This window comes from Burkholderia paludis (genome assembly GCF_000732615.1).
Classification (GTDB): Bacteria; Pseudomonadota; Gammaproteobacteria; order Burkholderiales; family Burkholderiaceae; genus Burkholderia; species Burkholderia paludis.
On sequence record NZ_JPGL01000036.1, the window covers coordinates 56,700 to 82,236 of the forward strand.

The 25,537-nt window shown below is 69.0% G+C and carries 28 protein-coding genes; 16 read left to right on the plus strand and 12 right to left on the minus strand.

Features of this window, described 5'->3' with window-relative positions; genetic code table 11:
* The first annotated feature begins 19 nt into the window (after positions 1 to 19).
* From GQ56_RS0122560 to GQ56_RS47070, 5 genes are read left to right on the plus strand one after another with little or no spacing between them, the layout of a single operon-like run.
* Positions 20 to 1,294: a glycosyltransferase gene (locus GQ56_RS0122560; protein ID WP_052007314.1), complete on the plus strand. Its 1,275-nt coding sequence runs from the start codon at positions 20 to 22 to the stop codon at positions 1,292 to 1,294.
* Complete coding sequence (locus tag GQ56_RS0122565; protein ID WP_200877996.1) at positions 1,294 to 1,932, plus strand: acyltransferase; 639 nt, start codon at positions 1,294 to 1,296, stop codon at positions 1,930 to 1,932. The genes GQ56_RS0122560 and GQ56_RS0122565 overlap by 1 nt, the downstream gene beginning before the upstream one ends.
* Complete coding sequence (locus GQ56_RS0122570) at positions 1,922 to 3,112, plus strand: glycosyltransferase family 2 protein (RefSeq protein WP_031400797.1); 1,191 nt, start codon at positions 1,922 to 1,924, stop codon at positions 3,110 to 3,112. Before GQ56_RS0122565 ends, GQ56_RS0122570 begins: the two co-directional genes overlap by 11 nt.
* Positions 3,109 to 4,173 carry a glycosyltransferase family 2 protein gene (locus GQ56_RS0122575; protein ID WP_200877997.1) on the plus strand — a complete coding sequence of 355 codons (1,065 nt, stop codon included), beginning with the start codon at positions 3,109 to 3,111 and terminating at the stop codon, positions 4,171 to 4,173. The genes GQ56_RS0122570 and GQ56_RS0122575 overlap by 4 nt, the downstream gene beginning before the upstream one ends.
* Positions 4,174 to 4,183: 10 nt before the next feature.
* Positions 4,184 to 4,723 carry a serine O-acetyltransferase gene (locus GQ56_RS47070; RefSeq protein WP_031400799.1) on the plus strand — a complete coding sequence of 180 codons (540 nt, stop codon included), beginning with the start codon at positions 4,184 to 4,186 and terminating at the stop codon, positions 4,721 to 4,723.
* Between the two features lie 15 nt (positions 4,724 to 4,738).
* Here the strand turns inward: GQ56_RS47070 and GQ56_RS0122585 are convergent, their stop codons facing one another.
* Entirely contained in the window at positions 4,739 to 5,428 is a 690-nt protein-coding gene (locus GQ56_RS0122585) for a response regulator transcription factor (RefSeq protein WP_031400800.1), read from the minus strand.
* A gap of 367 nt (positions 5,429 to 5,795) precedes the next feature.
* Here GQ56_RS0122585 and GQ56_RS0122590 point away from each other — a divergent pair, with 367 nt between their 5' ends.
* The gene (locus GQ56_RS0122590) at positions 5,796 to 6,503 is read left to right on the plus strand and encodes an SDR family NAD(P)-dependent oxidoreductase (RefSeq protein ID WP_031400801.1); all 708 of its coding nucleotides are present in this window, start codon (positions 5,796 to 5,798) and stop codon (positions 6,501 to 6,503) included.
* A 30-nt stretch (positions 6,504 to 6,533) separates the two neighbouring features.
* Here GQ56_RS0122590 and GQ56_RS0122595 read toward each other — a convergent pair whose 3' ends face one another.
* A complete protein-coding gene (locus tag GQ56_RS0122595) occupies positions 6,534 to 7,499 on the minus strand; it encodes a LysR family transcriptional regulator (RefSeq protein ID WP_031400802.1) in 966 nt (321 codons plus the stop codon).
* A 213-nt stretch (positions 7,500 to 7,712) separates the two neighbouring features.
* On the opposite strand from GQ56_RS0122595, the gene GQ56_RS0122600 reads away from it, so the two are divergent.
* From GQ56_RS0122600 to GQ56_RS0122625, 7 genes are all read left to right on the plus strand, one after another.
* Positions 7,713 to 8,177 (plus strand): RidA family protein, encoded by a 465-nt coding sequence (locus tag GQ56_RS0122600; RefSeq protein ID WP_031400803.1) that lies wholly within the window; start codon positions 7,713 to 7,715, stop codon positions 8,175 to 8,177.
* A gap of 216 nt (positions 8,178 to 8,393) precedes the next feature.
* Positions 8,394 to 8,813, plus strand: coding sequence for an organic hydroperoxide resistance protein (locus tag GQ56_RS0122605; protein WP_031400804.1), 420 nt, complete (start codon positions 8,394 to 8,396; stop codon positions 8,811 to 8,813).
* 58 nt (positions 8,814 to 8,871) lie between these two features.
* Positions 8,872 to 9,204: a DUF4148 domain-containing protein gene (locus tag GQ56_RS0122610; protein WP_031400805.1), complete on the plus strand. Its 333-nt coding sequence runs from the start codon at positions 8,872 to 8,874 to the stop codon at positions 9,202 to 9,204.
* Positions 9,205 to 9,272: 68 nt separating this feature from the next.
* Positions 9,273 to 9,599, plus strand: coding sequence for a DUF4148 domain-containing protein (locus GQ56_RS0122615; protein WP_034197819.1), 327 nt, complete (start codon positions 9,273 to 9,275; stop codon positions 9,597 to 9,599).
* Between the two features lie 104 nt (positions 9,600 to 9,703).
* Positions 9,704 to 9,940, plus strand: coding sequence for a Tn3 family transposase (locus GQ56_RS44565; protein WP_407638599.1), 237 nt, complete (start codon positions 9,704 to 9,706; stop codon positions 9,938 to 9,940).
* A 27-nt stretch (positions 9,941 to 9,967) separates the two neighbouring features.
* Positions 9,968 to 11,374: a tetratricopeptide repeat-containing glycosyltransferase family protein gene (locus GQ56_RS0122620; RefSeq protein WP_235212739.1), complete on the plus strand. Its 1,407-nt coding sequence runs from the start codon at positions 9,968 to 9,970 to the stop codon at positions 11,372 to 11,374.
* Between the two features lie 126 nt (positions 11,375 to 11,500).
* On the plus strand, positions 11,501 to 12,217 hold the full coding sequence (locus GQ56_RS0122625; protein WP_031400808.1) for a GNAT family N-acetyltransferase: 717 nt from the start codon (positions 11,501 to 11,503) through the stop codon (positions 12,215 to 12,217).
* Between the two features lie 48 nt (positions 12,218 to 12,265).
* Here GQ56_RS0122625 and GQ56_RS0122630 read toward each other — a convergent pair whose 3' ends face one another.
* The 6 genes from GQ56_RS0122630 to GQ56_RS0122660 all read right to left on the minus strand — a co-directional run bounded on the left by GQ56_RS0122630 (position 12,266) and on the right by GQ56_RS0122660 (position 17,102).
* Positions 12,266 to 12,718, minus strand: coding sequence for a MarR family winged helix-turn-helix transcriptional regulator (locus tag GQ56_RS0122630; protein WP_031400809.1), 453 nt, complete (start codon positions 12,716 to 12,718; stop codon positions 12,266 to 12,268).
* Positions 12,719 to 12,844: 126 nt separating this feature from the next.
* Entirely contained in the window at positions 12,845 to 12,973 is a 129-nt protein-coding gene (locus GQ56_RS46935; RefSeq protein WP_265183118.1) for a hypothetical protein, read from the minus strand.
* Positions 12,970 to 13,341 (minus strand): GFA family protein, encoded by a 372-nt coding sequence (locus GQ56_RS0122640; RefSeq protein ID WP_031400810.1) that lies wholly within the window; start codon positions 13,339 to 13,341, stop codon positions 12,970 to 12,972. Before GQ56_RS0122640 ends, GQ56_RS46935 begins: the two co-directional genes overlap by 4 nt.
* A 176-nt stretch (positions 13,342 to 13,517) precedes the next feature.
* Positions 13,518 to 14,618 carry an NAD(P)H-dependent flavin oxidoreductase gene (locus GQ56_RS0122645; protein ID WP_031400811.1) on the minus strand — a complete coding sequence of 367 codons (1,101 nt, stop codon included), beginning with the start codon at positions 14,616 to 14,618 and terminating at the stop codon, positions 13,518 to 13,520.
* A 22-nt stretch (positions 14,619 to 14,640) separates the two neighbouring features.
* Positions 14,641 to 15,897, minus strand: coding sequence for an MFS transporter (locus GQ56_RS0122650; RefSeq protein ID WP_031400812.1), 1,257 nt, complete (start codon positions 15,895 to 15,897; stop codon positions 14,641 to 14,643).
* Positions 15,898 to 16,175: 278 nt separating this feature from the next.
* Entirely contained in the window at positions 16,176 to 17,102 is a 927-nt protein-coding gene (locus tag GQ56_RS0122660) for a LysR family transcriptional regulator (protein WP_031400813.1), read from the minus strand.
* Between the two features lie 411 nt (positions 17,103 to 17,513).
* Between GQ56_RS0122660 and GQ56_RS0122665 the strand changes: the two genes are divergently transcribed.
* On the plus strand, positions 17,514 to 19,583 hold the full coding sequence (locus GQ56_RS0122665; RefSeq protein ID WP_031400814.1) for a putative bifunctional diguanylate cyclase/phosphodiesterase: 2,070 nt from the start codon (positions 17,514 to 17,516) through the stop codon (positions 19,581 to 19,583).
* Positions 19,584 to 19,735: 152 nt separating this feature from the next.
* On the opposite strand, the gene GQ56_RS0122670 is transcribed toward GQ56_RS0122665, so the two are convergent.
* Both GQ56_RS0122670 and GQ56_RS0122675 read right to left on the minus strand, forming a co-directional pair.
* The gene (locus GQ56_RS0122670; protein ID WP_031400815.1) at positions 19,736 to 20,869 is read right to left on the minus strand and encodes an AAA family ATPase; all 1,134 of its coding nucleotides are present in this window, start codon (positions 20,867 to 20,869) and stop codon (positions 19,736 to 19,738) included.
* A gap of 40 nt (positions 20,870 to 20,909) precedes the next feature.
* Positions 20,910 to 21,779, minus strand: a complete 870-nt coding sequence (locus GQ56_RS0122675; RefSeq protein ID WP_031400816.1) for an RNA ligase family protein — start codon at positions 21,777 to 21,779, stop codon at positions 20,910 to 20,912.
* A 727-nt stretch (positions 21,780 to 22,506) separates the two neighbouring features.
* On the opposite strand from GQ56_RS0122675, the gene GQ56_RS0122680 reads away from it, so the two are divergent.
* Both GQ56_RS0122680 and prfH read left to right on the plus strand, forming a co-directional pair.
* Positions 22,507 to 23,655 carry an RNA ligase RtcB family protein gene (locus GQ56_RS0122680; protein WP_031400817.1) on the plus strand — a complete coding sequence of 383 codons (1,149 nt, stop codon included), beginning with the start codon at positions 22,507 to 22,509 and terminating at the stop codon, positions 23,653 to 23,655.
* Complete coding sequence (gene prfH, locus GQ56_RS0122685) at positions 23,649 to 24,263, plus strand: peptide chain release factor H (RefSeq protein ID WP_031400818.1); 615 nt, start codon at positions 23,649 to 23,651, stop codon at positions 24,261 to 24,263. The genes GQ56_RS0122680 and prfH overlap by 7 nt, the downstream gene beginning before the upstream one ends.
* 188 nt (positions 24,264 to 24,451) lie before the next feature.
* Here prfH and GQ56_RS0122690 read toward each other — a convergent pair whose 3' ends face one another.
* Positions 24,452 to 24,664 carry a hypothetical protein gene (locus tag GQ56_RS0122690; RefSeq protein WP_031400819.1) on the minus strand — a complete coding sequence of 71 codons (213 nt, stop codon included), beginning with the start codon at positions 24,662 to 24,664 and terminating at the stop codon, positions 24,452 to 24,454.
* Between the two features lie 283 nt (positions 24,665 to 24,947).
* Positions 24,948 to 25,385, minus strand: a complete 438-nt coding sequence (locus GQ56_RS0122695) for a hypothetical protein (protein WP_031400820.1) — start codon at positions 25,383 to 25,385, stop codon at positions 24,948 to 24,950.
* Positions 25,386 to 25,537 lie beyond the last annotated feature (152 nt).

The following is a 25,537-nucleotide window of genomic DNA, read 5'->3' on the forward strand; positions in this document are numbered from 1 at the left end:
GCCCGAACCGTGACCGATCATGCAACCCTTGCCCGTCCCTGATTGTCCGGAAGCGTCCGCCCTGCGGCTCGCCTACCTCGTGAGCCGCTATCCGGCCGTCTCGCATACGTTCATCCTGCGCGAGGTGCTCGCGCTGCGCCGGCTCGGCGCAACGGTCGCGGTGGCGTCCGTCAATGCGCCGGACCGCCCGGACGCGCGCATGACCGACAGCGAGCGCGCGGAAGCGGGCGCGACCTACTACGTGAAGCGCGACGGCGTGGCCGGCGCCGGGCGCGCCCTGCTCCACTGCCTGCGCCGGCATCCCGCCGGCTGCCTGCGCGCGTTCGCCCGGAGCCTGACGCTCGGGCGCGGCGTGCGCCGCCTGTATGCGCTGGCCTATCTCGCCGAGGCGATGATGGTCGTGCGCTGGATGGACGGCGCCGGCCTGCGTCACCTGCACGTGCACTTCGCGACGGCGGGCGCCAGCGTCGGCGTGCTGGCCCGCGCGATCGCGCCCGTGGGCCTGTCGCTGACCGTGCACGGCCCGGACGAATTCGACGACGTCGAAGGCCAGCATCTGCGCACCAAGGTCCGCACCGCCGATCTGGTGGTCTGCATCAGCCAGTTCGCGCGGAGCCAGCTCATGCGGCTGTCGGACCCCGCGCAATGGCGCAAGCTGCAGGTGTGCCGGCTGGGCGTCGCGTTGCACGCCGACGCCGGCGCGCCGGCCCGCGGCACGGCGACGCGGCTGCTGTGCGTCGGCCGGCTGACGGCGGCGAAAGGCCAGCACGTGCTGCTGGAAGCCTGCGCCCGCGTGCGTGCGCAAGGCCGCGACATCCACCTGACGCTCGTGGGCCAGGGCGGCGACGAAGCCAGCCTGCGCGAGCACGCGCGGCGGCTCGGTCTCGACGGCTGCGTCCGCTTCGCGGGCGCGCTGAACGAAACCGAAGTGCGCGCGGCATTCGCCGCAGCCGATGCGTTCGTGCTGCCAAGCCTCGCCGAAGGCATTCCGGTCGTGCTGATGGAAGCGATGTCGGCCGGCGTGCCGTGCATTTCCTGCCCCGTCAACGGGATTCCCGAACTGATCGAGGACGGCACGAACGGCCTGCTTGCAGCGCCCGGCGACGTCGACGCACTGGCCGCGTGCATCGGCGCGCTGCTCGACGACCCGGACGCCCGGCGGCGCTTTGCCGCGGCCGGCCGGCAACGCTTGGTCGACGCGTTCGACCTCGAGCGGAACGTGGCGCGGCTCGCGTCGCTGTTCGCAACCTTGCCGCAAGCGCGCGGCGCATCGGCATCGAAAGGAGAGCAATGATGAACCTGCGCACCTGGCTTGACCGCCTGCTCGGCCACCTCGCGATCGAGCACGGCATCGGCGTCGCGTGGTGGAAACGCGTGGCGCGACCCGACGGCATCGCGTGGGCGCGCTACCTGCGGCGCCACGGCGGGCTGTACGCGATGGGCGACGCATGCGTCGTCCAGACCAACGTCGTCGTGACCGATCCGCCTTACGTCCGGCTCGGCCGCAACGTGCACCTGTCCGGCTGCACGCTGTTCGGCCACGACGGCGTGGTCACGATGCTCGCGACGGCCTACGGCGTGAAGCTCGACAAGGTCGGTGGCATCGACATCGGCGACAACGTGTTCGTCGGGCATCAGGCGATCGTGATGCCCGGTGTGCGGATCGGCGCCGACACGATCGTCGCGGCCGGCTCGCTGGTCACGCGCGACGTTCCGTCCGGCGTCATCGTCGGCGGCATTCCCGCGCGCCAGATCGGTACGGTCGACGCCCTCGTCGAGCGCTTGCAGCGCGAAACCGCGGCGTTGCCGTGGCACGCCCTGTGGGGCGGCCTCCCTGCATGCGGACCGCATACGACGCCCGTGATCGACGCGATGCGCATCGCGCATTTCTTCTCCGGCGCAAGCGCAACGGGAGACGGCCATGTTCATTGACATCGCGGGATTCGGGCTGGTCGCGCTGCTGGCGCCCGGCGCGCTCTACCTGCTCGTGCTGACCGTCGCGGCGATGCTGCCCGCGCGCCGGCGTGCGCCGGATGCCCGAGCGCACGCACCGGCCGCGCGTCTGGCGATCGTCGTGCCGGCGCACGACGAAGCGGCCGGGCTCGGCGCGACGCTGGCGAGCCTGCGCGAGGCGGCGGCCGGCGACGCCGCCTGCACGATCGTCGTCGTCGCCGACAACTGCACCGACGACACCGCGCTCGTCGCCGCACGGGCGGGCGTCGACGTCCTCGAACGCCGCGATCCGCAGCGGCGCGGCAAAGGCTACGCGCTGCGCTTCGCGTTTGCGAACCTGCCGGCGTTCGACTGGTTTCTCGTGATCGACGCCGACAGCCGTTTCGATCGCGCATCGCTCGATGCCGTGCGCGCGGCGATCCGGCGCGGTGCGCAGGCGCTGCAGTGCCGCTACCTCGCGGTGCGGGCCGGCGGCGCTCCGATGCGCGCGCATGGCGCGCTGGCCGAGGTCGCGTGGTTCGGCTGGAACCTCGTGCGCCCGCGCGGCCGCGCCCGGCTGGGATGCTCGGCCGGCGTGCTCGGCAACGGCTTTGCGTTGAGCCGCGAGACGCTCGCGCATGTGCCGTACGACTCGACGTCGATTGTCGAGGACGTCGATTACCACGTCCGCCTGCTGAAGGCCGGCCGGCGGGTCGAATGGGTCGACGAGGCCACCGTGCGCGCGCCGGTCGCGCCGGACCGGCGCGCCGCGTCGACGCAGCGCGCGCGCTGGACGGGCGGCCGGCTGGCCTTGTTGCGCGCGCAGTGGCTGCCGTGCCTGCGGGCCGTCGCCGCCGGCCGGTGGCGCTGCATCGATGCGCTGGGCGACTTGCTGCTGCCGCCGCTGACGTGGTTCGTCGCGGTCGTTGCGGTCGCGGCCGCGTGGCCCGTGGCGGCGGTGTCGGCGAGCGGCTTCGCGATGCTCGGCATCGTCGCGCTGCATGTCGCCGTCGCGATGCGCGCCGGCCGCGCGTCGCGGCGCCACTGGCTCGCGCTGCTGCGGCTGCCGCTCCATCTCGCCTGGTCGTTGACCGGATTGCCGCATGCGCTCCGGTGCGCACGCGGAACCGCCGCGTGGGTTCGCACGCCGCGCGGCCCCCAAGCAGGAGACCCGCAATGATGACTGCCATCTCGACCCGCGGCACGGGCTGTGCCGACACCGCTTCCGGATTCGCGTGCCCGCCGTGCCGCCGCGCGCTGTCGATCCTGATCGTCACCTACAACTCGGCCGGCGAGATCGGCGCGCAGCTGGATGCGTTGCGCGCCGACGCCGACCGGGACGACTGGCAGGTGATCGTGCTGGACAACGCCTCCGCCGACGGCACGGCCGACCTGGTCGAACAGCGGCATCCGTGGGTGACGCTCGTGCGCAGCCCGCGCAATCTCGGGTTCGCCGCCGGCAACAACCTGGCGGCCCGCCACGCCGACGGCGCGCTGCTGCTGCTGCTCAATCCCGACGCGGAGCCGGCCCCCGGCGCGGTGCGGGCCGGCGTCGCGCGCATGCAGGCGCGCCCGGACGTCGGCGTGGCCGGCGCACGCCTGACCGGCGGCGACGGCGGCGATCAGCCGTCGGCCCGCATGTTCCCGTCGGTCCTGAACGACGCGCTGGCCGTCAGCGGCCTGTCGGCCCGATACCCGCGCTCGCGATTCTTCGGCCGCGCGGACCGGACCTGGTGCGATCCCGCCGCGCCGGCCTGCGTCGACTGGGTGCCCGGCGCCTTCGCGCTGATTCGTCGCGACCTGTTCTGCCGGCTCGGCGGCTTCGACGAACGGTTCTTCCTGTATTACGAGGAGGTCGATCTGTGCCGGCGCGTCAAGCAGTGCGGCTTCGAGGTGTGCTACTGGCCCGACCTCGTCGTGCGGCATGTCGGCGGCGTATCGGCCCGCAGCGTCACCCGGTCGACCGGCGAAGCGTTTTCCGGCGCCGGCGCGCAACTGACGCTCTGGCGCATGCGCAGCGCCATGCTCTACTACCGCAAGCATCACGGCCTGTCTGCCGCCTGGCTGGCCAATCGGGCGGAACTGGGCTGGCACGCATTGCGCGCGTGGCGTCATGCGCGGGGCGCGGACGGCCCCGGGCGGCGGAACAAGGTGCTGGACGCGCGCCGGCAGGCCGACCTGCTCCAGCGCGCGTGGCGCGAAACGATGGGCGGCCGCGTCTCGCCGCCGACCCCGTGGTAAGGAGGCGGCCATGTTCGACAATCTGCGCGAGGACTGGCGCACCTACGAGCGCGACATCTGGCGGCAGGGGCTGTGGGTGATGGCGGTGTACCGTTTCGGGCGCTGGCGCTACCGCGTGCGGCCGCGCCTGCTGCGACGCCCGCTGTCGCTGCTCTACAAGTTCGGCAAGATCGCGAGCCAGATCCTGACCGGCATCGACCTGCCTTGCGAAACGGTCGTCGGCAGGCGTCTGCTGATCGAGCATTTCGGGGGCATCGTGATCAGCGGCGACACGGTGATCGGCGACGACGTCGTGATCCGCCACGGCGTGACGCTCGGCCTGCGCCATCGCGGCACGCGCGGCGCACCGGTCGTCGGGAACGGCGTGGACATCGGCGCGGGCGCGAAGATCCTCGGCCCGGTGCGGATCGGCGACGGCGCGGTGATCGGGGCGAACGCCGTGGTGCTCGACGACGTGCCGCCGAATGCGCTCGCCGCGGGCGTGCCGGCCACCATCCGGCAGCGGCGCATGCGGGCGGACGCGCCCCTCATGGCCGTCGACGAGGGCTGACGATCGCGCGGTACGTCAGGCCGGATCGTCGAGATGCACGCAGCGATAGCCGAAGCCGTAGACCGGGACGACCTTCCAGCCGTGCGTGCCGTCGAGCAGCAGCTTCTTGCGCAGGCGGCTCACGTGCGTGTCGATGGTGCGCGTATCGACGTCGGCATTCACGCCCCAGATGCGATTGAGCAGGTGGTCGCGCGACAGCAGCTTCCCCGGGTTCTGGAACATGTAGGCGGCCAGGTCGAATTCCTTCTGCGTGAGGTCGACCGGATTGCCGGCAACGGAGAGCGACACCCGCTGAATGTCGATCGTATAGACGCCCAGTTGCAGCGGCGCGATGCTGCCCACGCCGTACCTGCGGGCAACCGTGCCGATGCGGGCCAGCAGCTCGGCGGATCGCGCGGGCTTGACCACGTAGTCGTCGGCGCCCGCCTTCAGCGCGGCGAGCACGGTTTGCTCGTCGTCACGCACCGTCAGGACGATCAGCGGCACTTCCCATCCCAGGTGGTTGCGCACCCACTGGATGACGTCGCCGCCGGATGCGTCCGGCAGTTCCCAGTCGACGACGAACAGGCTGAAGGGATCGCGCCTGATGCCTTCGAACAAGTCCTGCGCCGTGCCGAAGCCCAGCGCGCGATGCCCGCCTTGCTCGAGCCAGAGCATCAGCAGGTCGCGTTGATCCTGATCATCTTCCAAGACGGCAATGAGCATGACGGAGTCCCCGGAATTCACGGAGCCGACGATTCGGCCACGTGCCGCTGAAGATCGTTGCCGATTCCGTATCGTTCTTCGATGAAATTCGAACCGGCTCAATCACGCTAGCATACGAACCTCAAACAATAAAGATCCTCTTGCCGCGCGCACGCCCTTCGAGCGCCACGCAAACCAGCCCCGCGGCCGGCGTCCCGCATGTCGTCCCGCAGGCCGCCGCCCCTCCCCGCATTTGTTCCCGCGACGCAAGACTGTTGCTCCACGGCGGGTGTTCGAGATTGCGCCCGGCACGCCTACAGTGAGCCCATCGGATTCATCGATCCGGTCGGCACCGAAGCCGAAAACCATTCACCTATCGAGGCATGTCATGAGTGCATCCAAAGTCATCATCGTCACCGGCGCATCGCAAGGCATCGGCGCGGAAACGGTCAAGGCCTTCCGGGCCCGCGGCCATCGCGTCGTCGCGACGTCCCGTTCGATCGGCCCGTCGAACGATCCCGATCTCGTCACCGTCGCGGGCGATATCGGCGATCCGGCCGTCGCGCGCCGCGTGGTCGATGCGGCGATCGAACATTTCGGCCGCGTCGACACGCTCGTCAACAACGCCGGCATCTTCGTCGCGAAGCCGTTCACGCAGTACACCGCGGACGACTACGCACAGGTCACCGGCGTCAACCTGAGCGGCTTCTTTCACGTCACGCAGCATGCGATCGAGGCCATGCAGAAACACGGCGGCGGTCACGTGGTCAGCATCACGACGAGCCTGACCGATCACGCGAACAGCAACGTGCCGTCGGTGCTCGCATCGCTGACGAAGGGCGGCCTGAATGCGGCGACGAAGTCGCTCGCGATCGAGTATGCGAAGGCCGGCATTCGCGTGAACGCGGTGTCGCCCGGCGTCATCAAGTCGCCGATGCATGCGCCCGAGACGCATGCGACGCTCGCGTCGCTGCACCCGGTCGGCCGCATGGGCGAGATGAGCGACATCGTCGATGCGATTCTCTATCTGGATTCGGCGCCGTTCGTCACCGGCGAGATCCTGCATGTCGACGGCGGCCAGAGCGCCGGGCATTGAGCCTCGGCGCCGGACGGGCGCGCGCCGCACCTAGCGCGATGCGCCCGCTCGCCGGGGCCGTGCCCGGCCCGCGGGCGCGGCCGGCGGGTGCGCCAGGTGTTCGACGAGAAAGTCGACGAACACGCGCACGCGCGACGACAGGAAGCGCGCATGCGGGTACAGCAGCATGAACGGTCGCGACCGGCCCCCCAGGCCGGGCAGCACTTCCACGAGCGTGCCGGCGCGCAGATCCTGCTCGACGATGAAGCGGTAGGTCTGGAACAGGCCCGCGCCGCTTCGCGCGAGCGTCACGCCGGCGAGCACGTCGCCCGACGTGCCGTAGCTGCCGGTCGTCGCGACGTCGATGTCGTGCGTGCCGTCGGCGAACAGCCACGGAATCGGCCGCCCGCTGCTCGGCAGCTCGAACTGGATGCACTCGTGCGCATGCAGATCGTCGATGGCGGTCGGCGTGCCCGCGCGCTTCAGGTAGCCGGGCGTCGCGACGACCACGAGTTCGGCGTCCTCCAGGCTGCGCGCGACCAGGTTCGAATCGGCCGGCGCACGGCCGCGGATCGCGAGATCGTAGCCTTCCTCGGCGAAGTCGATGTTGCGGTTGCTCAGGTGGGTTTCGATGCGCACGTCCGGATACCGCTCGCGAAACGCCGGCAGCAGCGGCAGCACGCGATAGTGCCCGTAGGGCGTCGGCATGCTGATCCGCAGCAGGCCGGCGGGCGTCGCCTGCTGGCCGGTCGCCTCGCGTTCCGCGTCGACGAGTTGCGACAGCGCGTCGCGGCACTGTTCGAAATAGCGCCGGCCGGAATCGGTCAGCCGGATCTGCCGGGTCGTGCGCACGAACAGCCGCACGCCGAGGCGCTCCTCGAGCCGCGCCACCGACCGGCTGACCGCGGCCGGCGTGACGCCTGCCGCATTGGCCGCCAGCGTGAAGCTGCCGAGTTCGGCGGCGAGACAGAACAGCTCGATGCTGCCCAGCAGCAGATCGTCGAATTGTCGTTGCATGGGTCGGCTCCTGCCGGCTCGGATGTGGCGCGCGCGATGAAGCAACGAGTGTGCATGAATCTCGCGCGGGAAACCAGCGGGCGCGTCGCGCGATTCGTTACACGGTGTCGAGAATCAATTGCACGGCCGACATTTACCGGCCCTGCCCGCATGACTACAGTGACCGACAGGCAGCACCGATTATCCGATTCCCTTTCCCGCCAGGAGAACGACATGAGCATCGAACAGAAGCTGGCCGAACTCGGCCTCGCGTTACCCGAACCGCCGAACCCGCTCGGCAGCTATACGGCCGTGAGCGAGGCCGGCAACCTGCTGTTCGTGTCCGGACAACTCCCGCTCGTCGACGGCAAGGTCGCCCATACCGGCCGCGTCGGCGAACAGTTGAGCGTCGACGAAGGCCGCGAGGCCGCCCGGCTCGCGGCGCTGAACGTACTCGCGCAGATCCGCAGGCGCCTGGGCGGATTCGGACGCCTGCGCAAGATCGTGCGCGTCGAGGGGCACGTGAGCTCGGCCGACGGCTTCTACGGGCAACCGGCCGTGCTCGACGGCGCGTCCGATCTGTTCGCGGCCGTGCTCGGCGACAAGGCGGGACATGCGCGCTCGGCGTTCTCGCAGCGCCAGTTGCCCGCCGACGCGGCCGTGATCCTCGTCGTGATCGCGGAGATCGACGCGGCGTGACCGATCGGCCGCCCGGACGGGCGGCCCCCCGCTGCCGGCGGACGAGTGCCGGACGGCCTTGTCCCGCAAGGCGACGAACGTTTCAGATACATTGAAATACAAAATTCGCGTGCGATTTAATCGAATGCGATTGACTCAGGCGCTTCCGTCGACGAAACTCCATCGCATGCGATCTAATCGCATCTGATTCAAACCTGCCAACCCAAGGAGCAAATGATGAGCAAGATCGAAAAAGTGCTGTACACGGGCAAGACGCATACGACTTCCGGCGGCCGCGACGGCTCGGCGCGCAGTTCCGACGGCCGCCTGGACATCCAGCTGTCGTCGCCGGGCAGCGCCGGCAACGGCACCAACCCCGAACAGCTGTTCGCGGCCGGCTGGTCGGCCTGCTTCATCGGCGCGATGCAGCTTGCCGCGCGTGCCGCGAAGGTGACGTTGCCGGCCGATCTCGCGGTCGACGCCGAAGTCGATCTCGGCACCGGCGGCAACGCGTACTTCCTGCAGGCCCGGCTGAACGTGAGCGTGCCGGGGCTCGAGCGCGACGTCGCACAACGCATCGTCGATGCCGCGCACCAGACCTGCCCGTATTCGAAGGCGACGCGCGGCAACATCGACGTCGAAATCCGTATTGTCTGAACGGGGTGTCGGGCGGCCCAGCGCCGCCTGCCCGGTTTCTTTCCTGTCGAGGTGAATCATGAAAGCTCAACTGATCGCTGCCCTGCTCGTCGCCGTCTCGGCTTCCGCTGTCGCACCGGCGTTCGCCGGCGAGACCACCGTGACGCGTGCGCAGGTGCGCGCCGAACTGGCCCGGCTTCAACAGGCCGGATACCCGCTGAATCGCGCCACGGATGCGACCTATCCGGACGATCTGCGGGCCGCGCTGGCCCAGGCCCAGGCCCAGGCCGGCGGCCCGCTCGTGGCCGGCGTGCCGGATTCCGGCTACGGCGGCACCGGCAACGGCGCGTCGCAATCCGGCCGCCGGCACATGGTCAGCGTGGCCGAGCGCTCGGTGTACTTCGGTCACTGAACGCCGCGTGCCGGTAGGTGTGCACCGATTCCTTTTTTATTCCCGTTTCCATTCTGTCGAGGCAAATGATGAAAACCCGATTGATCGCCGCCCTTCTCGTGGCCGTTTCCGCTTCCGCTGCCGCCCCGGCGTTTGCCGATGCGGCCGTCGTGTCCCGCGCGCAAGTGCGCGCCGAACTCGTGCAGCTCGAACAGGCCGGCTACCGGCCGGGCCGTGCAAACGATCCGCACTACCCGGACGACCTGCAGGCCGCATTGACGCGCATTCATGCGAACGACGCGGTGGCCGCCGATGCGTCGGCGTCCGGTTACGGCCGCGAGGCCGCGCCTGCCACGCAGTCGGGCGGCCGGCCGGCGACGCGCGTGGCTGAACGCTCGATCTACTTCGGTCATTGAGGATGACGCAACGGAGCCAGTTGCGTACATTCGTCAAATAAAGCGCATGCGATGAAATCGTATGCGCTTTTCTATTCAGGATCGCCCGAGGTGTACCGCACGCAATCGCGCCGTGGAACACGGTCGATTTCGAGCGGGCAATTCAGCCGATGCGCGCACGGGGCACGGCGCCAGATATTGCACTGTTACCATACCTGTCACCGCTCGGCCGGGAGCACATCAACCTGGCCGGAAACTACATATGGAAGCACGGCCAGAAGCTTCATTCCGGCAAGTTTCGATCGCTACGCCCGCTGCCCGAAGCGCGACAGGGACAGTGCGCAATTGCCCCGCTTTTCTGAAGTCGAGGCCTTACGATGACCGTTGACATGAATCAGCAACTGCTCGCTTTGGAAACCCGATATGCGAATAATCCGGAAGATGTCGCTGTCGTACGCGACATCTGCGAGACACTGCTTGCGCTCAAACGCGAAAACGAACTGCTCTTTTGGGCCGATCGTGCGCTTGCGCTCGATCCATGCAACTCCGGGTTTATCGCGATACGTGCATTTGCGCTGAATTTGCTGGGACGGCACGTCGAGGCTGCCGAAGCATGGGAGTCCGACCCGCTGTGTGCGAGCGAACCGGCACTTCACCCGTTGCGTTGCGGCTACAGCCTGATGATGGCCGGCGATCTCGTGCGGGCGGTCCCGCTGCTGGAACAGGCCCGCCGAGAGGCCGCCCCCGACAATTCCGCGCTCGCCGCGCACGCCGAACACCTGATGGGCGAGGCGATGCTCAAGGCAGGAGAGCCGCGCGGTTTCAGTCACTGGTTGATGCGCAATGGAGATCCCGGCTCGGCGGGTAGCTATTGCCCAACCGGCATTCCCGTGTGGAGCGGGGAAACGGACCTGAGCGGCAAGCGCGTGCTGATCACGCATCAGTTGGGCTTCGGCGACAACTTCCTCCTCGCCGCATGCGTGACCGACTGGCTCGAAGCGGGCGCGAGCGTGATGATGACGTGTGACCCGCAGATTCTTGCCCTCATGCAGGCGACCCTGCCGGATTGCGAGGTCGTCAGCGCACCGCGTCCATTAGGGTTGTGCGATGCTTTACCCGACGACATTCAGGCGCATGTGGAAGCGTTCGCGCCGCATCTGTACGCCACGCTGCTACACCTGCCGTTGTTGAAAGCCGGGCAGATGGCGCGATCCGAATACCGTTTCCAGCCCTACATCCACGCGCCGGCCTTGAAACAGCGAGACGCCGAGGCATGGGCACTGCAAGTCCGCACGCAGCATCCAGGGAAAATGCTGGTGGGTCTGTTCTGGGACTGCTATCAACGGCATCAACCTGAACTGAACAGCAGCCAACGGTATTGGGCCGCGCGCCGCAGCCTGCCACTCGATGCGGTGAACTGGCTCGTGACGAATCCTGACGTGGCCAATCGCGTGCATTTCGTCAACCTGCATCACCCCATTGTGGAAGCAGCGGCCGGCACGCCAGTAGGCAACATGAGTCGCTATCTGCCCGGCATTTGGCATTTTGACGATACGGCGGCCTGTATTGCACAGCTCGACGCAGTGATTGCCGTGGATTCGTCAGTGGCCAACCTCGCAGCGATGATCGGTATCCCGACTTGCGTACCCGTCAATACTTCCGGCGATTGGCGTTGGGGCAGCACGGGAACCACCAGCCCGTGGATAAGCGACGTGACCGTGCTCAGGCAAACCCGAGAAGGTGATTGGAACTCCGTCGTCCCGAACATCGCGGCGTGGTTGCTGCAGCGCCCCTGACCGCACGGCATGGCTCGCTCACCCGAGTTTCTGTCGGGCCTCGACGGCGTGACATGCCTTGTTTTCCGTATCCTGAAGTCGCCTTTATGATGTGCGGCACTCCATTTTTCAATCGAGGAGCAATCGATGTCGGACGCCACGACCGCAAACGCCGCAGACGGCGCGCACGTGCTCGACCGCGTGGTCTGGCACGCCCTCTCGGGCAGGCAGCGCCGTTTTGCGCTCGGCGACGACCGCGCGTTGCGGTTTCCGACAGACGTCGCGCCGTTTGCCGCCATCGAGGACACGAGCCCGGCATCGTTTGCCGCGCTGCGTGAGCTGATCGCCGCGCACGGCCCGGCGGCGCTGGTCACGCCGGACGCAATCGAGCCGCCGGCGGGCTGGTCGGTCGTCCGGCGGGCGGCATTGTTTCAAATGATCTGGCAAGGGACGCCCGAGCCGGCGGATGCGTCGGCGCACGTCACGCTCGGCGAAGCCGATGTGCCCGACATGCTCGCGCTGACCGCCGCCGCGCAGCCGGGCCCGTTCGGCCCGCGCACGTTCGAACTGGGCCGTTATATCGGCGTGCGTCACGAAGGCCGGCTGGCCGCGATGGCCGGCGAGCGGATGCAGGTCGACGGATATACGGAAATCAGCGCCGTGTGCGTGGATGCCGCGTTCCGGCGCCAGGGGCTCGCGGCGCGGCTGATCCGGTCGTTGATCGCGACGCTCGCCGAGCGCGCGGAAACGCCCTTCCTGCACGTCCTCACGTCGAACCAGGTGGCGATCGAGCGGTATCTCGCGCTCGGTTTCACGGTCCGCCGCGAGATGCAGCTGCTGGTGCTGGACGACGGGCGCGCATGACGGCGCGGCCGGCGCGATGCCCGGGCCGGCCGCCGTCCGTCCGGGTGTTTACGTTTCGGTCGATTCGATCAGGTTGCCGCGCAGCGTGACGATCGCCTTCTGCATCTTCGCGAATTCGTCCGGCTTCAACCCGGTGGCTTCGACCAGGTTCATGTCGAGCCCCTTCTCGCGCACGCGGCGGCCGCTCCTGGTCAGGCTGACGAGCACCTGACGCTCGTCCGACGGATCGCGGTGCCGCTCCAGGTAGCCCATCGCCTCGAGCTTCTTCAGGATCGGCGTCAGCGTATTGGACTCGAGGAACAGCTTTTCGCCGAGCTGGCCGACCGTCTGGTTGTCGTGCTCCCACAGCGCGATGATCGTGATGTACTGCGTGTACGTGAGGCCGAGCTCGTCGAGGATCGGCTTGTAGGCCTTCCCGAACGCGAGGTTCGTCGAGTAGATCGCGAAGCACAGGAACTCGGACAGCTTCGGCGCGGCGGATGGGGTTTCGGTCGGTTTCATGAACGTCCTCCGGCGACGCAGATCGGTCGCCCATCTGCGCATTATAGATCGCATGCGATCTTATCGGAAGCATGGTAATCGACAGCGGTGAACCACCCGGGGTGGCGCGAGGCAGCCCGCGTGCCGTCAGTCCCTTGTGCGACGCTTGCCGGTCTGCGCGCGGCTCACCGACAGCAGCGAGCACTGCACCGGATGCGAGATTTCGGTCGCGAGGCCGCCCGCGGCAAAGAGCAGGATCATCAGCCAGCGTTTCATACGCCCTCCACGATCGAGAGGCTTGCGCCGTCGGCAACCGTCGCGTCGAGCGCCTGCGGATCGAGGCCACTGACGCAGCCGAGGTTGACGCGCCGGCATGCCCCATTCTTGCGTATCCGGTGGAACGGATGGATGCCGCAACGGCCGCTGAAGGGGTGACGCACGGTACGCGTGCTGAAGCGGTAGCACGTGAGTGCGCCCTCTCCTTCGGCGATTGTCAGGCCGGCGGCGGTGAACGTCGGGTTCATCGGCGCGTCGCGCCGGCGGTACCGGCCGCCATTGCAGCGCACCGCCGGCGCGCCGGCCGTTCGGACTTCGAATCTGACGGCCCCGCCGTGGCAGGACTTTTTGAACCAGGTGGTGGACATGACGGGCTCGCTCCGGAAGCAGCTACCTCTGCTTTATAGCTAACTCGCGCAGGGCTGTTGTATCGCCCCGTATCCGCCGCCCGTGCAGATACGGTACGAGACAACATCGGCGACGGGCGGCGCATGTCCGTCTCGCCGCCGGCGAGCCCCTTCGCGCGTTCCTGCCGCCCGCGCAATCAGTCCGGCCCGTACTGCATCTGCCCGATAGCCGCGCGCGTTTCACGTTCGAGCGTGGCGAACAGCTCGGCGGCCGGCAGCGCGCGGACGAGCGGCGCCGCCTGCCCGGCCCATTGCGCGCCGTAGCCGAATTCGCCGTGCGCCTTCGCGGCCGCATGCAGCGCCTTGCCCGCGTCGTACGCGATCGGATAGGCGGGCGTGGCCGGCGCATGCGGGTCGTCGCCGAGTGCGGTCAGCCGGTTGGCGATGCCGCGCGCGACCCTGCCCGAGATCGCGGCGGTAAACGTCGTGCGGCCTGCCGCGTCGCCAAGGAGCGCGCGGCGATAGCCGTCGTCGATCGATGCTTCCGTGCACGCGACGAACGCGGTGCCGAGCTGGGCGGCCTGCGCGCCGAGCGCGAGCGCGGCGGCGATCCCCGCGCCGTCCATGATGCCGCCGGCGGCGATCACGGGCAGCGCGCATTCGCGCACGATCAGGCGCGTCAGCGCGAACGTGCCGAGACGATCGTCGTGCGCGGTCGAGTCGAACACGCCTCGATGGCCGCCGGCCTCGATGCCCTGCGCGACGATCGCGTCGACGCCGGCGGCCGCGATCTGCCGCGCCTCGTCGAGATTCGTCGCGGTCGCGAACAGCGTGACGCCCGCCTGCTTCAGCGCGGCGATCACGTTCGCGGACGGCAGTCCGAAATGGAAGCTGACGACGGCCGGCTGTTCTTCGACGAGCATCGCCTGCATCGCGTCGTCCGCGACGAAACTCGTATAGATCTCCGACAGCGCCGCGGGCGGCGTCGCGCCGTATGCACGGAACGCGGGCGCGAGCCAGTCGAGCCACGCGCGTTCGACGGCCGGGTCGGCGCGCGCCGGCCGGTGGCAGAACACGTTGATGTTGAACGGCCGGCCGGTGAGCGCGCGCGTGTCGCGGATCAACTTGCGCGCGCCGTCGGCGTTCGTCGCGCCGACGCCGAGCGAGCCGAGCCCGCCGGCATTCGACACGGCGGCGGCCAGCGCCGGCGTGCTGACGCCGGCCATCGGCGCCTGGACGATCGGGGCGCGCAGGCCGAGGGTGCGCAGCAGCGTCCGGTTGTCGGTCGAGGGTTTCATGGTGCGGATCTCCTGAAAGAGTCTAGCGGCGGTGCACCCAGTGCGCGAGCCCCGCGCAGGCCGCCAGCAGCGCGCCCGTCACGAAGAACACCGAATGCAGCCCGAGCGCGACGCCGATCTGTCCGCCGATCACCGGGCCGATCACCTGCCCGCTGAACTGCGCGGACTGCAGGTAGCCCAGCATCTGCCCGGTCGCGCGCTCGTCGACCGATTGCCGCACGAGCTTGCCGATCGACGGCAGCAACCCCGCCAGCGTCATGCCCATCAGCACGCGCAGCGCGGCAAGCTGCCACCAGTGCGTGACGAACGCCTGCGGCACCATCGCGAGCGCGGTCAGCAACAGGCAACCGACGATCACGTTCCAGCTGCCGATCCGGTCGGCCAGCGCGCCGAGCCGCGCGGCGGTCAGCATGCTGCCGAGCGCCGAACACGCCATCACGACACCGGCGACGCGCGCCAGATGGTCGCCGCCGACCCCGAGGCCGCCGATATAGACGGTGATGATCGGCTCGATCGACATGTTCGCGAGCAGCACCATCATCGCCGTCACCAGCAGCGCGGCGACCGCGGCGCGATCCGTGCGGTGCGGCGTCCCGGCCGCGGCGCCCGGGGTGCGCGTCTTCGCGTCGGTGTCCGGGTGGAAGTCTTCCTTCACGACGAAGATCGTCAGCAGCGCGGCGACGGCGATCATCGCGCCGCCGGCGAAGAACGTGCCGCGTATGCCGACCCAACCCGGCAGCAATCCGCCGACGAGCGGCCCGACCAGATTGCCGGCGAGCGCGCCGGTCGACAGGATGCCGAGCGCCCAGCCCGCGCGTTCGCGCGGCGCCTGCGTGCCGACCATCACGGTCGACGCCGACGCGTACCCGCCGACGAGCCCCGCGATCAACCGCAGCGCGACGAGTTCGACCACGTTGTGCGCGAGGCCGATCAGCGACATCACGATCGCCATTCCGATCGCCGCGCGCACGAGCATCGGCTTGCGGCCGAAGCGGTCCGCGAGGCGGCCCCACAGCGGCGCGGTGACGGCCGTGCCGAGAAAGGTCGCGCCGAACGCGATGCCCGACCACTGGATCACGGCCGACTGCGCGTCGACGCCGAGTTGGCGCACGTACAGCGGCAGGAACGGCAGCAGCATGCTCAGGTTGACGAGCGTCGTGAACGAACCGAACACGCACACGGCGAGGTTGCGCCGCCAGTAGCGGGTGTTGCGTTCGGCGTAGCTGGCGACGGGCCGCGCGGCCAGTGCCGCGGGCGTGGCGGGCGAGATCGTGCTCATCGTGCGCCCTCCGCCGCGGCCATCGACGCGGAAACCGCGCGCGCGACAACGATCGCGGGCTGCGGCATGGATACGAGACGGGCGAAGCCGGGGCCGGATACCGCGCGATGCGTTACGTCGAACGCGTGCGCGCGGGGCTGGCCGGGAAGCGCTTGATGCATGTCGACCTCCATTCATTGAACGGACGCGATGCGCATCCGTGGGTTGAAGGAAGTCTAGATTGAATCGATTTCCGGGAGAATTGCCATCGTACGAAAGCCATTCTTCCGCAAGTCGATTCAATCGGCGTCGGTGATGGCCGCCAGCCGCGCGAAGTGCTCGCGCAGGCGCGGCGCCGCGAAATCGACGAAGGCGCGCACCTTCGGGACCGAAAGGCGGCCGTAAGGCGTGACGAGATGGATCGGCAGCGGCGCATGCTCGCTGTCGCGCAGCACGATTCGCAGCGTGCCGTCCCGCACCGGCTCCGCGACGTGATATGAAAAGAGCCGCGTGACGCCGTGTCCGGCGACGGCCGACGCGACCGCGCCGCGGATCGTGTTGACGATGAAGCGCGGCGCGAACTGGACGACCTGCGGCAACGCGGCCGGTCCGGACGGCGGGAAGCTCCACGAATCGAGCCCGAAGTGCGTCATCGAGATGATCTGGTGCTGCGCGAGATCGGCCGGCGCGACGATCGCCGGATGCTTCGCCAGGTAGTCGGGCGACGCCACGACGACCCGCCGCACCGCGCCGACCGGAATCGCGACCAGCGTCGAATCGGTCAGGTGTGCGATCCGCAGCGCGACGTCCATTCCTTCGTCGATCAGGCTGACGGGGCGGTCGAGCAACTGCAGGCGGATCGATACGGCCGGATGGCGTTCGATGAATGCGTCGAGCAGCGCGCGCAGCACGTCCTCGCCCGCGGCGACCGGCGCGGTGACCGTCAGCATGCCGCGCGGCGCCGAGCGTTCGTCGGCGACCAGCATGTCGGCTTCCTCGAGATCGGACAGGATGCGGCGGCACGCGGCCGCGTAGCGTTCGCCGGCCTCGCTCAGCCGGATCGTCCGGGTGGTCCGGTACAGCAGCGCGGTGCCGGTGTGCTCCTCGAGAAACGCGATCGCGCGACTGACTGCCGCCGGCGACCGGCCAAGCCGCCGGCTCGCGCCGGCAAGGCTGCCCTCGTCCAGCGTGGCGACGAACACCTTCATCGCATCGATTCGATCCATGGCGTGTGTACGGGGCGGGTAGTTATATAGGGAGCGGCAGGCTGGCGAGCGTGCAGTCTACCGTAAGCGAACGGGCTGCCGGGCCGAGGCAGGCCGGGCCCGCCGCGGCGGCACCCGCTCCCCGCCGGCATCGCGCAAGGCGGCGCCTGTCGCGGCAGCGCGACAGCCGGGCCGCGGATTGCCCGTCCGCAAACGTTGCGCGCGGCATCGACGCCGGCGTCATGCGCCGCGGCCGGATTTTTCGCGTACCCTCCGGTTTCGCCAGTAAGATCACGGCCGCGCCCGGTTAAAGTCGTCCGGGCGGGCCGCCGATATAGCGGCATCCCGATCCTTCTCGCAGGCTGACGCCGCACCGCTCACCCGGTTGCCGCCGGGCGGAACCGCCGCCTCAAAAATGAACGAAATCCATTGATGCTCACCAGCAGCCACAATCCCCTACTGGTTCTGTTATCGGTCCTGGTCGCGGTCCTCGCGTCGTATACCGCGCTGGACATCGCCGGCCGGGTCGCGACCGCACGCGGACGCGCGGCGCACTGGTGGCTCGCCGGCGGCGCATTCGCGATGGGCACCGGGATCTGGTCGACGCACTTCATCGGCATGCTGGCCTTCACGCTGCCGATCCCGCTCGGCTACGACCCGGTCATTACGGTGCTGTCGCTGCTGATCGCCATCGCGTCGTCCGCGTTCGCGCTATGGCTGATCGCCCAGGACACGCTGCCCTGGCCGCGCCTCTTCGGCGGCGCGTTGCTGATGGGGGCCGGCGTCGCGGGCATGCACTACACGGGCATGGCCGCAATGGACATGTCGCCCGGCATTCGATACATCCCGGCCATCTTCGGCCTGTCGATCCTGATCGCGATCGTCGCGGCGGGGGCCGCGCTGTGGATGGCGTTCATGCTGCGTCGCCACACGTCGACGGCCTGGATCGTCCGCATGGGCGCGGCGGTCGTGATGGCGATCGCGATCGTCGGCCTGCACTACACCGCTATGGCGGCCGCGCAATTTCCGGTGGGCAGCGTGTGCGGGGCGGCCCGCACCGGCGTCGACAACGGCTGGCTGGCACTCCTGATCATCATCGTGACGCTGGCGGTGCTGGCCATCGCGCTGCTGGTGTCGGTGCTGGACCTGCGCCTCGAGGCGCGGACCTCCGTGCTGGCCAATTCGCTCGCCGACGCCAACCGGGACCTGACCTACCTGGCGCTGCACGACAACCTCACCCGGCTTCCCAATCGCCTGCTGCTGGCGGACCGCATCGATCAGGCGATCCAGACGGCCAGCCGCGCGGAGGCAAGCTTCGCGCTGATGTTCATGGATCTCGACGGCTTCAAGGCCGTCAACGACGCATACGGCCACCACATCGGCGACCAGCTGCTGGTGCAGGTGTCGCGTCGTATCGAGGAGACCGTCCGCGCGCAGGACACGGTGGCGCGGGTCGGGGGCGACGAGTTCGTCCTGGTTGCGAACGTCGGCGATCCGGCCGATGCCGCGGCGATCGCGGAGAAGCTCATCGGGGCGATCCAGCAGCCGTTCGACGTGGCCAATCACACGCTGCGCGTGTCGACCAGCATCGGCATTGCGCTCTACCCGTTCAACGGCACGCGGCAACAGGACCTCCTGACCAATGCCGACGCCGCGATGTATCACGCGAAGGCAAGCGGCCGCAACGCCTACTGCTTCTTCGAGGCGTCGATGAACGCGAACGTGCACGAGCAGTTGCAACTCGTCCAGGACCTGCGCTTCGCGATCGAGCGCGGCGAACTGATGCTCCATTACCAGCCCAAGTTCGAGGCGCCGGATGGCCCGATCGTCGGCGTCGAGGCGCTCGTGCGCTGGATGCATCCGGCCCGCGGGATGATCTCGCCGGCGCAGTTCATCCCGCTGGCGGAAAAGACCGGCTTGATCGTGCCGATCGGCTCGTGGGTGCTCAACGAGGCGTGCCGCCAGATGCGCGTGTGGCGCGATGCCGGGCACGTGGGCTGGAATGTCGCGGTCAACCTGTCCGCGCTGCAGTTCAACCACGAGCGTCTCGTGCAAAGCGTGCGCGAGGCGCTCGAGCGCCATGCGCTGGAGCCGGGCTGCCTGACGCTGGAGATCACGGAATCGACCGCGATGCGCAACGCCGACACGAGCCTGCGCATCCTGGAGCAGATTCACGCCATGGGCGTGCGGATTTCGATCGACGACTTCGGCACGGGTTATTCGAGCCTGCTGTATCTCAAGCGGCTGCCGGCCAGCGAACTGAAGATCGATCGCGGCTTCGTCAGCGAACTCGCGCAGGATACGGAAGACGCCGCGATCGTTTCCGCGATCATCGCGCTCGGCCAGACGCTCAATCTGAAGATCGTCGCCGAGGGTGTCGAGACCGTCGCCCAGCAGCAGTTCCTGACGCAGCTCGGTTGCGATTCGCTGCAGGGCTACCTGCTCGGCCGCCCGATGCCGGCGGAGCACTTCACCGCGGCGGCGGCGCGACCGGCGGCCTAGGCGAGCGGAACCCGTTCCGGTTCCGGGCGATTCCCGGCCGCACCGGCGCGGGGCCGTGCTTCGACGGCCCGGTTTGCAATGGCCCGTTGCCGGCCGACATGCGGCGAGCCGGTACGCCGCGGCTCACCGACGCGGGCGGGCTCGATGCCGGATCAGACTTCGTACCGCACCGCATGCGCCTCGGTCGGCAACGGCAGATCCCAGCGCAGCAGCATCGCCTCGAGTGCGCGGTTCGTCAGCGACGTGTCGCGCCGCGCGTTGCGCCGCAACAGTTCCGCGCGCGGCTGTTCGAGGTAGACGAGCGTCACGTCGGCGCCGTACGCATACAGCAGGTCGAGCGTCTTCTTGCGCATCAGCGGCGACAGGTTCGTCGCATTCCACACGAACGGCCGCCGGTCGCGCAGCAGCGCCTTCGCGGCGTCGACCGCCCGGTGCGCGACCGCGCCCTCGTTCTGCCCGTGGCGCAGCCCGAGCGCATCGCGCGCATCGTCGAACGACACGACCGGCAGATCCGGGTAATGCCGCGCGACCCACGTGTTCTTGCCCGATGCCGGCAGCCCCGACATCACGATCACCTGCGAGCCCGGCGTGCGGAACAGCGGATAGTCGGGATGCACGTCCGCGCCGCGGAAGTAGCTGAGCGCGGTGTGCGCGTCGGCAAACGCGCGCGGGCGGCCATAACAGCCCTCCTCGCGCGCCAGTTCGCGGAACAGCTCGATGTCGTCGAGCACGCGCTGCGCGTCGTCGCAGATGCGGCCGCGCATGTCCGCTTCGGCGAGCAGGCACAGCAGCGGAATGTCGACCTGCCACGACAGTTCGCGGGCGATGAACTCGGGCGTGCCGCGGCGCGACCCGCCGATCGCGAAGAACGGCACCTGATGCACGGCGATCATCCGGCAGACCGCCTCGCGCACCGCGAACGGCACGCCGGCGTCCCACAGCGCGATGCGCGCATCGATCGCGCCCTGGCGCGAGTGGCCGGGATGACCGATCGCGCCGGTCACGGGATCGACGCGCGTCGTGCCGGCCTTGGCGATGTCGTGCAGCAGCGCGGCAAGGAACACGATTTCCCGGTCGGCACGCGGCGCGGCCTGGTAAGCGGGTAGCGCCAGCAGCGCTTCGATCACCATCGTCGTATGCGTCCACACGTCGCCTTCGCGATGATGCGCGGGCTCCTGCGGTGTCGTTTTCGCGTGTTCGAGCGCGGGAAATGCCGCGAGGCACGCGCGATAGTCCGGCTGCCCGCCGGGTGCAGGCACCAGCGCCTGCAGATGTTCGTATCTCATGATCTGGACTCCTGCCGAAATGGATTTAACCGTTTCGCGTTCATTGCGTCGGGCGCGCCGCGGCGAGCGTCGCCCATGTGAGCGTCGGGCGCGGCGCATACAGGTCGACGCCCGGTGCGAGCAGGTTCGGGATGAACGGCTGCTCCGAGTGGTGGCGCGCGGCGTCGAGGATGGCCTGCACGAAATCGCGGCGTACCCATTTCAGGCGCGCGGTTGTCGTGTCGCCGGTCTCGACCTTCACGTAGAGCCCTTCGGCACGCTCCGATTTGTCGCACTGCTGCCAGGCGCGCGCGAGGTCGAATCCCTGCCGGCGCACGGTGGCCTCGAATGCGCGGCGCCAGTCCGGCGTTCTCGCGAGCGACGGGCCGAGCAGCGCCTTCAGGTCGGCCAGCCGCGCCGGCGCGATGCCTTCATGCAGCACGGGCACCGACAGCACCGGCCCGTCGGCGAGCAGCGCCCGCCGCGCGGGTGTCGACAGGAAACGGCCGGTCGCGCGGTCGAACACGTCGAATTCGAAGAAGTGATGCGGCAGCGCGTCGTAGAACACCGCGTGCTTCTTGGTCATCGTCTCGCCGTACATCACGTAGCGATCGCCGAGACGGTCGAGCAGCCAGCCGGCATGGGCGGCCGCCCAGGTCTTCACGAAGCCGAACTGCCGCTCGCGGCCGCCGCCGGCCAGATAGTGGCCGCGCGACTGCAGCAGCAGCTCGCCCGCCGGGCTGAAGCTGATGCCCGTGTTCGCGCCGTCGAGCTTTTCCTCGACGACGACATGCGCGCCCGCCAGGGTGCGATAGGGAACGTGGCCGTGACCTGCGTCGCCGTCCTGCAGGCGCGAGCCTTCGAGGTGCGGCGTGCGCGGATAGCGGGCGAGGTCGAGCGATTGCGTGTAGGCGCGGAAATCCAGCGTCATGGTCTTTCTCCGGAAACAGGGAAAAAGCCGACGACGTGAACGAACGGTCAGGGGTGCGTTGCGGTGTCAGTGCGTGTCCGGGCGCGGCCCCGCGCTCGACGCTCCGGCGCCGCGAGGCAACGGGAACGGGCAGGACGGCACGCGGCCGGGACGGCAGTCGTCGGCGTATCAGGCGAAGGGACGAATCGTTGCGGGCACTTGGATCACCGGTTCGATGAGGGTTCAGGGATGAAGCAGGCGGATGCTACGAAACGGCCTGTGCGCTGTCAAGCGCGGCCGGACCTCGCCATGGCGGCAGTCCGTGCGGGCCGAACGCCTGTCGCGGTGCGCCACGCACGCCGTCGATACGGAAATGATATGGACTCCTGTTTGTATGTTTTTTGCCACATCGCACGACGATTCGATCGGCAATGCCGCGCTGCCGGCTTGCGGCGCCCGTTGCGGGCATGCTAGAGTCGCCGCCATTCCGATCAACCCCTCACTCGCAAGGAGAAAAAAACATGACGTCACGCCAGCACTCCTCCCGTCGCGGGTCGTAGTTCGGGTCTTTCGCGTTCGTTTCAGCGTTCACGCCAAGCAGCACCACGCATCGCCGTCATGGCGATGAGCCGGGTCGTTCCGATCCGGTCGTGCCGCCCTCCTCCCGACTTCCGATGTCGGGCAGCGCCAGCAGGCGTTGCCCGCGCCATGGCCCGCCGTTCTTCCTTTTCATCGAACGGAAACCTCCATGGGCAATTCCATGCAATACCTGGCCGAGCGCATCACACTGTGCGCTTGCGCCACCACCTGGATCGAAGGTGAAGCAGTCCGGCAGCTCGAACACGCTGCCACTCTCCCCGGCATGCGGCGCGTCGCCGGCATGCCCGATCTTCATCCCGGACGCGGCTTCCCGGTCGGCGCCGCATTCTTCTCGACGGGCCGGCTGTATCCAGCGCTGATCGGCGGCGACATCGGCTGCGGGATGGCGCTGTGGCAAACCGCGCTCGATGCGCGGCGCGTCAGCGCGTCGAAGCTCGCGAGCCGGCTCGGCTCGATCGACGCCACGCCCGACGCCAGCTGGCAGCCGTGCATCGCGGCGGCCGGTTTCGCGGATCACGCATTCGCGGCGTCGCTCGGCACGATCGGCAGCGGCAACCATTTCGCCGAGGCGCAGCGGATCGACGCGGTGTACGACGACGACGCCGTCGCGGCGCTCGGCCTCGATCGCGACCGCCTGCTGCTGCTCGTGCACAGCGGGTCGCGCGGCTTCGGCCAGTCGATCCTCGAGCAGCACATGCACGAGCACGGTTACAACGGGCTCGACGACACGGATGCCGCGTGCGCGGCGTACCTCGCGCGTCACGATGCGGCGTTGCGCTACGCGGTCGCGAATCGCGACCTGATCGCGCGGCGGATGCTGGCGCGCTGGCGCAGCGACGGCCGCTGCGTGCTCGACGTGAACCACAACCTGGTGAGCCGCGCGAGCGTCGACGGCGAGCCCGGCTGGCTGCATCGCAAAGGCGCGACGCCGGCCGACGCGGGGCCGGTCGTCATTCCGGGTTCGCGCGGCGACTACAGCTACCTCGTCGCGCCCGTGCGGCCCGACGATGCGGCCAGCCTCGCATCGCTCGCCCACGGCGCGGGCCGCAAGTGGGCGCGCGGCGACTGCAGGGGCCGCCTCGAACGGCGCTTCACGCCGGCGCAGCTCACGCGCACGCCGCTCGGCAGCCACGTCGTCTGCGAAGACCGCGAACTGCTGTACGAGGAAGCGCCGCAGGCCTACAAGCCGATCGACAGCGTCGTCGACGCGCTCGAGGACGCCGGCCTGCTGCGCCGGCTGGCGCGGCTCGCGCCGGTGCTGACCTACAAGACTTCCGGGGAGGGCGGCCGATGCTGATGCAGATTTCGTCCGCGCACGGCCCGCTGGAGTGCCAGCTTGCCGCGGCCCACGCGTTGCGGCGCCTGCAGGCGGAAGCCGACGCGCGGCGCATCGTCGTCACGGTGCTCGACATGCAGCCGGGCGAACGGCCCGGCACGCTGCGCTCGGCGCTGCTCGATCTCGACGGCACCGATGCGCCGTCGCTCGCGGACCGCTGGGCCGGGACGCTGCAATGGGTTTGCGCGAGCCCGTACCGGCTGCGTCATCCGCGCAAGAACTGGTTCGTCGGCGTCACGCGCTGCGCCGACGCGCAGCCGCTGCCGGACGGCGACGTGCGGTTCGAGGCGATGCGCGCCCGCGGGCCGGGCGGCCAGCACGTGAACAAGACGAGCTCCGCGATTCGCGCGACCCACGTTGCGACCGGCCTGTCGGTGCGCGTGGAAAGCGAGCGCAGCCAGCACGCGAACCGGCGTCTGGCGTTGCAGTTGCTGCAGGTGCGGCTGCAGGAGGAAGCCGACCGCCACGCCTCGGATGCGCGCCGGCAGCGGCGCATGCAGCATTTCGAGCTGGAGCGCGGCAACCCGGTGCGCGTGTTTCACGGGCCGGCGTTCGTGCCGGCCGATTGAGCGTGCGGGCCTGAGCGCCGGTAGAGGTCGAACCGGCGCTCAGGCCGCACGCATGCCGACGGACGGCGTTTCACCCGCATCAACGGAAAGGCCCCGCTCGATTGCTCGAAGCGGGGCCGATCGAATTCGGGACTGCCGTGCCGGCGACCCGGCGTGAATCTCGGTGCGTGAATCTCGGTGCGTGAATCTCAGTAAGCGGACATCTCGACGCAAGGATCGACCTTGGACGGCGAGCAGATGACCGAATACCGGGCGCTCTCGCGCATCAACGCTTCGCCTTCGTGCAGGGCGATCTTGATCTCGGGGTGACGCTCGTACGCGAGGAATGCCGAGCACACGACAGCGGACATCACGACGAGGGAAAACACAAATTTTTCAAGGGTTTGGAAACGTTCAGGCATGGTTCGACCTATCACTCAGGCCGTGATTATAGCGTGAAATAAGGGTTTTCCCTATAACGCGGCCCGCATACCGAGCATGTCTTCGATTCGGGCCGGGCCAGGTGCTCGCGCCCTTTTATGTACATCCCTGTCCGACCGTGCGCCGCCCGCCACCTGCCCTGCGGCGTCGCACCTGCTCGGTATGCCGTCAATCATCGAGGGCTGGAACCGGCGTGGCGGCCATGCGCCGAGAAGCGCGGACCGCAGATCCGGGGGAAACGGCGCGGACCTCGCCGCCCGTGTGTCACTGCGGCGCCGACGCGCTGCTCGCCGCGTTGCCGGGCCAGGCCTTGCCGATCCGGTCGATCAGCGACTTCGCGGTGCCCGTCACGATCGCCGCGTCGACGCCCGACGTCTGCCACGAGCCGTCGGCGGCCTGCACGAACGTCAGGTTCGCGCGCGACGGCGCGTAGTCGGCATTGCGCCACGTCACCACGACGTCGCACGCGTACGTGCGCTCGCCGAGCTTCCTGCAGTCGCCGTCGGGCTTCGCCGACACGACGTCGGCCGATACCGGCAACGGCTGGCCAAACAGCGCGTTCAGGCCGCCGTGGTTTTCCGCTTCGAGCGCGCGGCGCACGGCGGCGTCAACGTCGCTCGAGCCGGGGCCGTCGTGGAACAGGTTGCAGGCGGCCAGCAGCGTCGAGGCACAGCCGAGTGTCAGCAGCGTTTGAAACTTCATGGAGATTCGTCGATCGGGTGAACGTCGGGTGGCGCGCGGCGATCCGCGTGAACGCGTTCGCCGGGCCGCTACGCCGCGTAGTCTGCAACGTCCGCGGGCCGTTCGCGGTATCCATTTGTAACCGGCTATTGCACGGCGCCCCGCGCCCTGCC

Coding starts and splice junctions, on each gene's coding strand:
- GQ56_RS0122560 (WP_052007314.1), top strand. CDS start 20: ATGCAACCCTTGCCCGTCCCTGATTGTCCGGAAGCGTCCGCCCTGCGG.
- GQ56_RS0122565 (WP_200877996.1), top strand. CDS start 1,294: ATGAACCTGCGCACCTGGCTTGACCGCCTGCTCGGCCACCTCGCGATC.
- GQ56_RS0122570 (WP_031400797.1), top strand. CDS start 1,922: ATGTTCATTGACATCGCGGGATTCGGGCTGGTCGCGCTGCTGGCGCCC.
- GQ56_RS0122575 (WP_200877997.1), top strand. CDS start 3,109: ATGATGACTGCCATCTCGACCCGCGGCACGGGCTGTGCCGACACCGCT.
- GQ56_RS47070 (WP_031400799.1), top strand. CDS start 4,184: ATGTTCGACAATCTGCGCGAGGACTGGCGCACCTACGAGCGCGACATC.
- GQ56_RS0122585 (WP_031400800.1), bottom strand. CDS start 5,428: ATGCTCATTGCCGTCTTGGAAGATGATCAGGATCAACGCGACCTGCTG.
- GQ56_RS0122590 (WP_031400801.1), top strand. CDS start 5,796: ATGAGTGCATCCAAAGTCATCATCGTCACCGGCGCATCGCAAGGCATC.
- GQ56_RS0122595 (WP_031400802.1), bottom strand. CDS start 7,499: ATGCAACGACAATTCGACGATCTGCTGCTGGGCAGCATCGAGCTGTTC.
- GQ56_RS0122600 (WP_031400803.1), top strand. CDS start 7,713: ATGAGCATCGAACAGAAGCTGGCCGAACTCGGCCTCGCGTTACCCGAA.
- GQ56_RS0122605 (WP_031400804.1), top strand. CDS start 8,394: ATGAGCAAGATCGAAAAAGTGCTGTACACGGGCAAGACGCATACGACT.
- GQ56_RS0122610 (WP_031400805.1), top strand. CDS start 8,872: ATGAAAGCTCAACTGATCGCTGCCCTGCTCGTCGCCGTCTCGGCTTCC.
- GQ56_RS0122615 (WP_034197819.1), top strand. CDS start 9,273: ATGAAAACCCGATTGATCGCCGCCCTTCTCGTGGCCGTTTCCGCTTCC.
- GQ56_RS0122620 (WP_235212739.1), top strand. CDS start 9,968: ATGAATCAGCAACTGCTCGCTTTGGAAACCCGATATGCGAATAATCCG.
- GQ56_RS0122625 (WP_031400808.1), top strand. CDS start 11,501: ATGTCGGACGCCACGACCGCAAACGCCGCAGACGGCGCGCACGTGCTC.
- GQ56_RS0122630 (WP_031400809.1), bottom strand. CDS start 12,718: ATGAAACCGACCGAAACCCCATCCGCCGCGCCGAAGCTGTCCGAGTTC.
- GQ56_RS46935 (WP_265183118.1), bottom strand. CDS start 12,973: ATGAAACGCTGGCTGATGATCCTGCTCTTTGCCGCGGGCGGCCTCGCG.
- GQ56_RS0122640 (WP_031400810.1), bottom strand. CDS start 13,341: ATGTCCACCACCTGGTTCAAAAAGTCCTGCCACGGCGGGGCCGTCAGA.
- GQ56_RS0122645 (WP_031400811.1), bottom strand. CDS start 14,618: ATGAAACCCTCGACCGACAACCGGACGCTGCTGCGCACCCTCGGCCTG.
- GQ56_RS0122650 (WP_031400812.1), bottom strand. CDS start 15,897: ATGAGCACGATCTCGCCCGCCACGCCCGCGGCACTGGCCGCGCGGCCC.
- GQ56_RS0122660 (WP_031400813.1), bottom strand. CDS start 17,102: ATGGATCGAATCGATGCGATGAAGGTGTTCGTCGCCACGCTGGACGAG.
- GQ56_RS0122665 (WP_031400814.1), top strand. CDS start 17,514: ATGCTCACCAGCAGCCACAATCCCCTACTGGTTCTGTTATCGGTCCTG.
- GQ56_RS0122670 (WP_031400815.1), bottom strand. CDS start 20,869: ATGAGATACGAACATCTGCAGGCGCTGGTGCCTGCACCCGGCGGGCAG.
- GQ56_RS0122675 (WP_031400816.1), bottom strand. CDS start 21,779: ATGACGCTGGATTTCCGCGCCTACACGCAATCGCTCGACCTCGCCCGC.
- GQ56_RS0122680 (WP_031400817.1), top strand. CDS start 22,507: ATGGGCAATTCCATGCAATACCTGGCCGAGCGCATCACACTGTGCGCT.
- prfH (WP_031400818.1), top strand. CDS start 23,649: ATGCTGATGCAGATTTCGTCCGCGCACGGCCCGCTGGAGTGCCAGCTT.
- GQ56_RS0122690 (WP_031400819.1), bottom strand. CDS start 24,664: ATGCCTGAACGTTTCCAAACCCTTGAAAAATTTGTGTTTTCCCTCGTC.
- GQ56_RS0122695 (WP_031400820.1), bottom strand. CDS start 25,385: ATGAAGTTTCAAACGCTGCTGACACTCGGCTGTGCCTCGACGCTGCTG.